Here is an 8,685-nt window from a genome sequence, read left to right on the forward strand (position 1 = left end):
CCCTCCGCTTTGCCTCCTCGCACACCCCCGTCCGCGTCCTCCTCCCCGGCCACGGACCTCCTCTTCCGCATCCTGATCGGCGCCATCACCGTCTTCATCCCCTTCGCCACCGCCTCCTGGATCGGCGGCACCACCGTCGCCTTCCTCACCACCGACGCCGACTCCCGCGCCCCCTTCCGCCCCACCGACGCACTCCTCCACCCGCACGACCTCTGGCCCGAGACCGGCGACACCGCCCTGACCATCGGCACCCTCGTCTTCCCCGGCGTCCTCCTCAGCGCCCTCGCCGCCATCACCGCGCGGCTCTACCTGCGCCACAAGAACGGCACCAAGGGCCGCAAGGCCGTCAAGGGGATGGCCACCCGGCGGGACCTCGAGCCGCTGCTCGCCCGACAGATCACCGCCAAGGCCAAAGAGCTGCGTCCGAGCCTGGCCAAGAGCGAGACGAAGAAGATCGATCCGCAGGAGACCGGAGTCCTGCTCGGAGATCTCGCCGGCACCCGGCACGAGGTCCGCATGGGCTACGAGGACGTGGCCGTGGCCATCATGGCCCCCCGCTCCGGCAAGACGACCTGCCTGGCCATCCCCGCGATCCTCGGAGCCCCGGGCGCTGTCCTGCTGACGTCCAACAAGGCCGCGGGCGACGCCTATACGGCCACGCTGGAGGCCCGGGGGAAGGTGGGGCGGACATGGTCGATGGATCCTCAGCAGATCGCGCACGCCCCGCGAGAGATGTGGTGGAACCCCCTCGCTGACGCCACCAGTCTCGAAGGCGCCGGCCGCCTGGCCGGCCACTTCGTCGCCGCCTCCGTCGACAGCAGCAACGCCGGCGACTTCTGGTCCAAAGCCGCGCAGAACATCCTCGCCCAGCTCTTCCTGGCCGCTGCCCTGGACCGGCGCCCGATCACCGACGTGATGCAGTGGCTGGCCTTCCCCGCCGACCGCACCCCGCTGGACCTGCTGCGTGACCACGGCTTCGATGCCGTCGCCGCCCAGCTCAAGGGCACCGTCGAAGGCCCGCCCGAGACCCGCGACGGCATCTACGAGACCGCCCGCCAGTACGCAGCCTGCCTGCTCTCGGCCGACATCGCCGCCTGGATCACCCCGCAAGACGACGTCGCGGAATTCCGACCCGCCGAGTTCGTCCAGGGCCGCGACACCTTGTACCTGCTGTCGAAGGACGGCGGCGGCGGAGCAAGCGCGCTGATCGCCGCGTGCGCGGACTCGGTGATGCGCACGGCGACCGCACACGCCGAACGTTCCGGAGGCCGCCTCGACCCACCGATGCTCGCGGTCCTCGACGAGGCAGCCAACGTATGCAAGATCAGCGACCTGCCGGACCTGTACTCGCACCTCGGATCCCGCGGGATCATCCCCATCACCATCCTGCAGAGCTACCGCCAGGGCCAGAAGGTCTGGGGCGACTCAGGCATGGACGCGATGTGGAGCGCGGCCACCATCAAGGTCATCGGCAGCGGAATCGATGACCCGGACTTCGCCGACAAGCTCTCCCGGATGATCGGCGACCACGACGTCGAGACCGTCTCCACTTCCACCTCCGACTCCGGCACCTCGAAGTCCGTCTCGATGCGCCAAGAGCGGATCCTGCCCGCCGACGCCATCCGCGCCCTCGCCAAGGGCACCGCCATCTGCCTGGCCACCGGCATGCGCGCCGCGATGCTCACCCTGCGCCCCTGGTACAAGGAACCCGGCGCCGCCGAACTCTCCGCCGCCTCCAAGCGCGCCTCGCAGGCCATTACCGCCCGTGCCGTCGCCAAGGCCACGCCGAAGCAGGACAACTTCGGGCAGGCCGCATGATCCTGGACCTGTTCGCCGGCCCCGGTGGCTGGTCGCACGCCCTGACCGTCCTCGGCGCCCAGGACGTCGGCCTGGAATCGGACGAGTGGGCGTGCAAGACCCGGGCAGCCGCCGGGCACACCACCATCCGGACCGATGTGGCGCAGTATCCGACGTGGCCGTTCACCGGGAAGACCACAGGGCTAATCGCGAGCCCGCCGTGTCAGGCGTGGTCGATGGCTGGAATGCGCCTCGGTCTGGTGGACCAGCCCCTTGTGCACCAGGCCGTCACCGACCTCGCGCAGGGCCGCGACACCCGGACCCGACTCCTGGGCGCGTGCCGGGACGAGCGGTCCCTGCTGGCCGCCGAACCAATGCGCTACCTGTACGCCCTCAACCGGGCCGGCGAACCGGAGTGGGTGGCCATGGAAGAGGTCCCGGACGTCCTTCCGCTGTGGAGGCAGTACGCCGCGACCCTGCGCAGCTGGGGCTTCTCGGTGTGGACGGGGATCCTTAATGCGGCCGACTACGGTGTGCCGCAGACGAGGCGGCGGGCGATCCTGCTCGCCTCCCGCACGCGCACCGCCGAACCACCGGTTCCCACGCACGCGAAGGTCGCCGAGCCGGAGTCGCTGTTCGGTCCGGGGCGTGCTCGGTGGGTGTCGATGGCCCAGGCGCTCGGCTGGGGTGCCACCGACCGTCCCGTGCCGACTGTGTGCGCCGGCGGCGGTCCTGGCGGAGGGCCCGAGCCGTTCCCCTCTGGCTCCCGCAAGGCCCTCGCCGACGCCCGCGACCGCGGCACCTGGAAACGCCACCCGTGCAGCACCGGGCAGAAGCCCTCCGCCCGCACGCCGGTCGCGAGCCCTTCCGGGGCGCGCTGGGCCTGGTCGCTGCGCAGCAACAACCAGGCCAACGCCACTGTCCGAGGTCTGGACGAGCCGGCCGGGACGTTGTTCTTCGGTCACCGCGCCAACGAGTGCGTCTGGGTCGCCGACCCCGTCGACGGGCAGATCCACGAGGTCGGTCCGATGCCGGACCCGATCCGGATCACCGCGGCCGAGGCCGGCCTGCTGCAGACGTTCCCCACCGACTACCCGTGGCAGGGCAATAAAGGCCAGCGGTTCTCCCAGATCGGCAACGCGGTTCCCCCGCGACTCGCGGCCCATCTCCTGGCCCCGCACCTCGGTAAAACCCTAGGCCCCGACGACTTCGCCCTGGCGGCGTGATGCCCGACTCCACCCTCCCTCAGCAGGACCGCGGCCTGGACGAGCCGGTTCCGCCGCAGCCGGTGTACTACGCCGAGCAGGCACTGCTTGGCGCTCTCCTTCTCGACCCGCAGCAGCTGAAGACCGTTGGCGCCCTGGAGCCCAGCCACTTCGGCAACCACTCCCACGCCGTCCTCTTCGCGGCCATGCGCACCATCCCCCCGCCCGCCGCCGAGGCGCATGCCAGGGAACCGGTCTGGCTGAACGCCGTTCTGCACGCCGCCCGGCCCGAAGCCCCTGGCCTGACCGCCGCCTACCTGCACAGCCTGGCCCACGCCTGCCCCTGGGCCGGGCACGCGGCCGCGTACGCGCGGATAGTCCGGGCCGACCACGCCCGCCGGAGCCTGCGCATACATGCCCAGCGCCTGGCCCAGTCGGTCGCCGACACCACGGGCCCCGACCCGGCCGTCGCTGTCCTGGACCAGGCCGATGCCCTGACCCGGTTCCTGGACGAACTCGCCGGCCAGTTCTCCCCGCACCCCGGCTCGCTCCCCCGCACGCCGACCCCCACGACCCGGCCCTGCCATGCCGGCGAGGATGCGGTGGAGGAAGAACGGCTGTTGCTGGCGTCCGCCACCGCCCACCCCTCCGGCCTCAAGACCATGCGATGGCTGCAGCCTGACGACTTCGTCCTGCCCCTGCACGGCGCCCTCTTCCAGTGCCTGACCGCCCAGGCCCATCGGGACGATCCCGTCGACGCCGTCACCGTGCTCTGGGAAGCTCAGCACCGCGGCCTGCTCACCACGGACATCACCCCAGCCGACCTGATCGCCTTGCTCTCCACGCCCGTCGGCTCGCCGGAGCACTGGGGCGAACGCGTCCTTCAGCGCTCCTTGCTCGCCCGGGCGCACACCGTCGCCCTGCGGATCCAGGCGTTCACCGACGACCCGGCCAACACCCCTCACCAGCTCGTCACCGGCAGCCGCCGCGCTCTCGCCGACCTCACCGCGATCCGCGCCCGCTGGCAACGCACCACCCCACCACATCACTCACCGGCACCCCGCCGCGCGCCTCGCCCACCGGCAGCCGTCCGCGCCGGACCACCGGCTTCCGTCCGCGTGTACCGAAGCCCCCGGTCGGCCACAACCAACCGCCCGCTGCCGCCCCTCACCGCCAACGCCCAGCCGACCCGCAGGCGGTAGACCAGCACCCCCGTGCTGCGTGGATTGGTTCCGATTCTGTACCTACACTGTCCCTACATAAACGGGGAGGCAGCCATGGGCAGGCCGAAGGGCGACGGTGAAACTCCCAAGCGGAACGTCCGCATCAAGGAGTCGCTCTGGCAGGACGCGAAGAAGGAGGCCAAGAAGGAGGACCGGACGATCACTGATGTCATCGTGTCGTCGTTGACCAAGTACGTAGCCGAACGCCGAGCACAACGGCGAGCCCAGAGGGCAATCCCACTCAGCAACGATACGGCGACCTTGCTGCGCCACTTGACGGCGGACCAGCCGAACGGCTTCGCGTTCCGGCCGACGAGCGTCCAGCTCCGCACCTTCCACGCCACGAACAGCCAAGTCGTTCTGCTCGACTCCAGCGAGGTCTCGCACATGCTGCGCGCACTGAGCGCCTCCTACCGCGCGCCCCTGTACAGGGGCGTCGCACAGGACCTGGAAGAGCTGGCCGACGCACTCGACGTGCAGGCCCTGGCCGCCCAGGAAGCAGCCCGCGGCGACGGGTTCGTCTAGGGGATCAGCGGAGGGCAGCGGGCAAGAACGCGGCAAGGCCGATGACAGTGCCGGCCGCCAGCCCCCACACGATCGCACGCATCCGTGTCAGCTCCGACTTCACGGCGTCAGGGTATACGCCGGCTGCCCCAAGCTCGAAGGGCCGAGGCGCCTCAGCTATACCGCGGTGTAGCTGAGGCGGAACAGGTCCTGAGCTCGCTCCAGGTCCCGGTCCGTGCGCAGTTGAACCTCCAGGTCGCCGGTCCCGTGGTGGCCGAGTCCCGTCACGTCCCGGGTGAATCCCGGGACGAGGTCGACCTCCTTGGGGTTGACCTTGAGGTAGACGAGCAGTTTGTCCCGCTGCGGCGGGCAGACACAGGCGAAGTTCCGCAGCCGCTGGTACGCGCGGTAGGTCTTGCGCTGCACCGTGGTGATGTCGCCACCGAGGCCCAGCAGGGCCTGGTCGACCTCCGCGAACAGCTCCTGCATCGCCCCCTTGTCCACGCGAGCACTGGGTACTCCGGCCTCGCTCGCCCGCCGGACACCCGGGGGCGCCGTCTGGGCGGCGACGGAGGCGACCGTCTCCAGGCCGAAGTGGTCCTCGCCGAAAAAGCGGTAGCGGACCAGGTCGATACTGCGCCGGTGCTCGCGGATGGCGTGCACGTCGTAGCGGGTGAAGTTGCCGGCAACGCAGATCAGCCTGGGCGCGCTCCACAGCACCTGGTCCGCGACCGCTGCCCCGAGCCGACCGCGGACCAGGTGCCCGAACTCCGCCCTGTGGTCCACGAGCCACGACAGGTAGAAGAGACCCTGGTTGACCGCACCTGCGTCAGTCGCACGCTTGAACTCAATGACTACCGGAGCACCGTTTTCGTCAATGCCCAGGGTGTCGATCCGGCCTCCGTGGACAGGGCCCGTGCTGTACTCGCTCGCCAGAAACCGCACGCCGAGCATCACCTCGAGATTGCCCTCGACGAGGGCCTGCACCTCCGCTTCGACCTCGGCAAGACGCGACGTCACCTCCGCCACGGCACCTTTCGTGTGGAACAGCTTCAGTCCCGACACCTCCCCTCCTCAACTGCATAAGCGCAACGTCAGCAAGGGGAGATGTATTTCCGCTAACCACCTACCGGGATGCTGTCATCTCGTGATGCACGGCATCGAGCCCGCCTCGGGATATGCCAGCCAGGGCAGGCCACGCAAGTGGCCCCACCAGGTTGAACCGTGCAGGTTACCTCGAAGTGGTGGAACATAGCGCGGGATCACCGGTTAGCCAAACCGGTGATCCCGCGCATCATTGATAGTCCACCGCCACTATCTGCCCACACGTCGGAAGGCATCGCCGAAACAGCCACCTGACCCCCTCCGTCAGCCCTTCACGCCGTCCACCTAGTTCGCGCGGAACAGCTCCGCAGCCACGCTCCAATTCCCACAGATCGAGCATGACGTTCTGGGCATCAGCGCTGTTATGGAGAACCGCCTCACGCCGTGGGTGAAACCCAATGCGCAGTCGAGAGCATTGGGCCTCGGTCCGCGCATCACCCCCAGGGCAACGCGGGCATGACCTCGCCTACGTCAGTCACCACGATGCCCCGGCACCGTGGCCCACTGAGCAGCCACAGGTCGTTCGCCCCGCAGTTTTGAAACCTACTGACGCCGCACAGGCAGCGCCACTTTTGAAAGCGACTGGAGAATCCACAATGCACAGGCAGGCAGACGAGCTGCACGGTGCCCAGTACAGCCCTACGCACATCCGCGCCACCTGGAGCGGTACGGGAAGCGTGGAGGACGCGTCCAAGGCCCTCGGGTTCTCGCGGGCGAAGGGCTACGACTTGGTTCGTCACGGGGAGTTCCCCTGCCGCGTAATACGCATCGGCCGTAAGACGCGCGTTGTCACCGCCTCGCTGCTCCGTGTACTCGACAGCGGAGAGCCGGAGTACAACGGCGCCTGCACCGAACGCTGCGCACCGTCATAGTCCGCGGTGCGAGAACCCCCGCCGGATGGCCTCCGGCGGGGGTTCGTCGTCTTCCCAGAGTCACAGAACCTCGCCGCCGAGGAACGCTGAGGCCCCCTGCCAGCCCCTGCCCGGTAGGGGGCCTCAGTGACCATCACGTGTCACATCGCTGTCACCAACACCATCGACGCACCCGGACCACAGAGGCCCCACCTGCATGAACAGCAGCGATACAGACCACGTGGACGCCAGAAGACGGTTCCGCCTACCTGTGCCATGTGGTACCCAGCGCGGGCCCCAGGACCAGGACGGGAGCGTCTTCTGGCCCGTCAGAGCGGTATTGGAGGGTGTTCGCCGGTGTCTCACTCACCCGCCAGACCCTCTCATCTGTCACGGACGCCCCTATAACGGGGGGTCGGCAGAGACCGTCCTGACCAGGTTGAAGACCTCGCGGGCAGCATATCGCTTGAGGCATCGGATGATCTCGCGACGGGTTTTGCCCTCCTGGGTGCGGCGTTCGCAGTACGCCTGGGTGCGCGGGTCGTGGCGCAGCCGAGTGAACACGATGCGGTGCAGAGCGGCATTCGCCTGCCGGTCGCCGCCATGGTTGAGCCGGCGCGAGCTCCGGCCGCCCGAGGAGTACTCGATGGGGCTGACTCCGCACAGCGCGGCGAAAGACGCCTCGGTGCTCAGCCGCTCGGGATTGTCGCCCATGGTGATCAGGAGCGTGACAGCGGAGTCCGGGCCGATGCCCACCGGCGCGAGCAGTTGCGGGGCATGGCGTTCAACGAGCCCGGTCAGTCGCTGATTCAGCTCATCGATCTGCCCGGTGAGCTGCTCGATGCGCTGAGCCAGCATGCTCAGCGTCATAAGAGTGGCCTCGGCTACGGGGTCCTCATCGCTCCCGCCGGCCTCGCCCTCGCGCGGACCGAGGCGTGCGCAGGTGCGGAACAGTTCGCGGTTGCCCAGGCCGGACAGTCGTTCCCGCAGGGCCGGGTCGGCTATGACCAGGACGGCCTTGAGCTGGTTGATCGCCTGGGTGCGGGCCTTGACCGCGGAGTCCTTGGCGAGTTTGAGCATCCGGGCACTCTGCACCGGACCGTCGCCAGTTTTCGCCCGCGCCTGGGCGCGGCCGCTGAGCACGGCCCGCGCGGCGGCCTGCGCGTCGAGCGGGTCCGGCTTCCCGAGCAGGCGGCGGGCCGAGCGGTCGGGCCGGTTCACCTCGAACACCGCGACATGCTGCGCCAGCAGGTAGCGGGACAAGCCCGCGCCGAAGGTACCGGTGCCCTCAACCCCGGCCCGACGCACCGTGCCGACCTTACGGGCCCAGGCGAGCAGCTGACGGTATCCGACCGCCGTGGCCGGAAAGGACTTGGTGCCCAGAACCTGGCCCAGTGGGCAGACCACTGCGGCGACATGCACCTCGCCATGCGTGTCCACCCCCAGGACGACCTCGCCCCGAGCGGGCGGGCCTGTGCTGGTGGAAGAGGTGCTGCGCTGTCCGGTCGTCATGATGGTCCGCCTCCCGCGTGGTGACGTACTGGGTGGCTGACACCTGCCGGCCGGGCGGTCTGAACCGTGACGGCGCCTGAAAGACGGCAAGGCCCCTATTGGGACACGCCCTGTGGCTCGGCGGCAGCAGGCACCATCCCGCAACGGCAGTCGACACGTCTGTGACAAGACACTTCGGTCAAAGAAGTCATGAGTCAGACCCCCGCCCCGAACGGTGCTACGCAACCGTCCCACCGCCCCCAGCACAAACTCACGCCCCGACCGCTCCCGGGAGACTTCGCCCGAACCGGCACTGAACCTGCGCTGGACGGGACAACGATGAGTCGACTCCTCATCCACCCGTGACCGGCATTGACCGACAGCCCAGCGGCTCGCCCCTCGCCGGCCATCGCACGGGCGGCCTCGAATCCTCGTCTTGGTAAACGGCCAGCCGCAAGTCCAGGCGCTGTCCTGGTCAGACCGCACGCGATACCCCGCCCCACCCCACAC

General features: G+C 69.2%; 7 protein-coding genes. 5 read left to right on the forward strand and 2 right to left on the reverse strand.

The annotated features are described in order from the left end of the window. The first annotated feature begins 9 nt into the window (after window positions 1-9). The 4 genes from K6I34_RS25150 (at window position 10) to K6I34_RS25165 (ending at window position 4,750) form a co-directional block, all read left to right on the forward strand. Window positions 10-1,818, forward strand: coding sequence for a type IV secretory system conjugative DNA transfer family protein (locus tag K6I34_RS25150; RefSeq protein ID WP_229328725.1), 1,809 nt, complete (start codon window positions 10-12; stop codon window positions 1,816-1,818). Next, window positions 1,815-3,023 carry a DNA cytosine methyltransferase gene (locus tag K6I34_RS25155; protein ID WP_229328712.1) on the forward strand — a complete coding sequence of 403 codons (1,209 nt, stop codon included), beginning with the start codon at window positions 1,815-1,817 and terminating at the stop codon, window positions 3,021-3,023. Before K6I34_RS25150 ends, K6I34_RS25155 begins: the two co-directional genes overlap by 4 nt. Continuing rightward, the gene (locus K6I34_RS25160; RefSeq protein WP_229328713.1) at window positions 3,023-4,204 is read left to right on the forward strand and encodes a DnaB-like helicase N-terminal domain-containing protein; all 1,182 of its coding nucleotides are present in this window, start codon (window positions 3,023-3,025) and stop codon (window positions 4,202-4,204) included. Before K6I34_RS25155 ends, K6I34_RS25160 begins: the two co-directional genes overlap by 1 nt. 75 nt (window positions 4,205-4,279) lie before the next feature. Beyond that, the gene (locus tag K6I34_RS25165) at window positions 4,280-4,750 is read left to right on the forward strand and encodes a hypothetical protein (RefSeq protein WP_229328716.1); all 471 of its coding nucleotides are present in this window, start codon (window positions 4,280-4,282) and stop codon (window positions 4,748-4,750) included. A gap of 156 nt (window positions 4,751-4,906) precedes the next feature. Here the strand turns inward: K6I34_RS25165 and K6I34_RS25170 are convergent, their stop codons facing one another. Continuing rightward, entirely contained in the window at window positions 4,907-5,794 is an 888-nt protein-coding gene (locus tag K6I34_RS25170; protein WP_229328719.1) for an endonuclease NucS domain-containing protein, read from the reverse strand. 635 nt (window positions 5,795-6,429) lie between these two features. Here K6I34_RS25170 and K6I34_RS25175 point away from each other — a divergent pair. After that, window positions 6,430-6,705 (forward strand): helix-turn-helix domain-containing protein, encoded by a 276-nt coding sequence (locus K6I34_RS25175; RefSeq protein WP_229328721.1) that lies wholly within the window; start codon window positions 6,430-6,432, stop codon window positions 6,703-6,705. A 381-nt stretch (window positions 6,706-7,086) separates the two neighbouring features. On the opposite strand, the gene K6I34_RS25180 is transcribed toward K6I34_RS25175, so the two are convergent. Then, on the reverse strand, window positions 7,087-8,196 hold the full coding sequence (locus K6I34_RS25180) for an IS110 family transposase (protein ID WP_229328723.1): 1,110 nt from the start codon (window positions 8,194-8,196) through the stop codon (window positions 7,087-7,089). Between the last annotated feature and the right edge of the window lie 489 nt (window positions 8,197-8,685).

The organism is Streptomyces sp. UNOC14_S4 (assembly GCF_020740835.1).
In the GTDB taxonomy this organism is placed as follows: domain Bacteria; phylum Actinomycetota; class Actinomycetes; order Streptomycetales; family Streptomycetaceae; genus Streptomyces.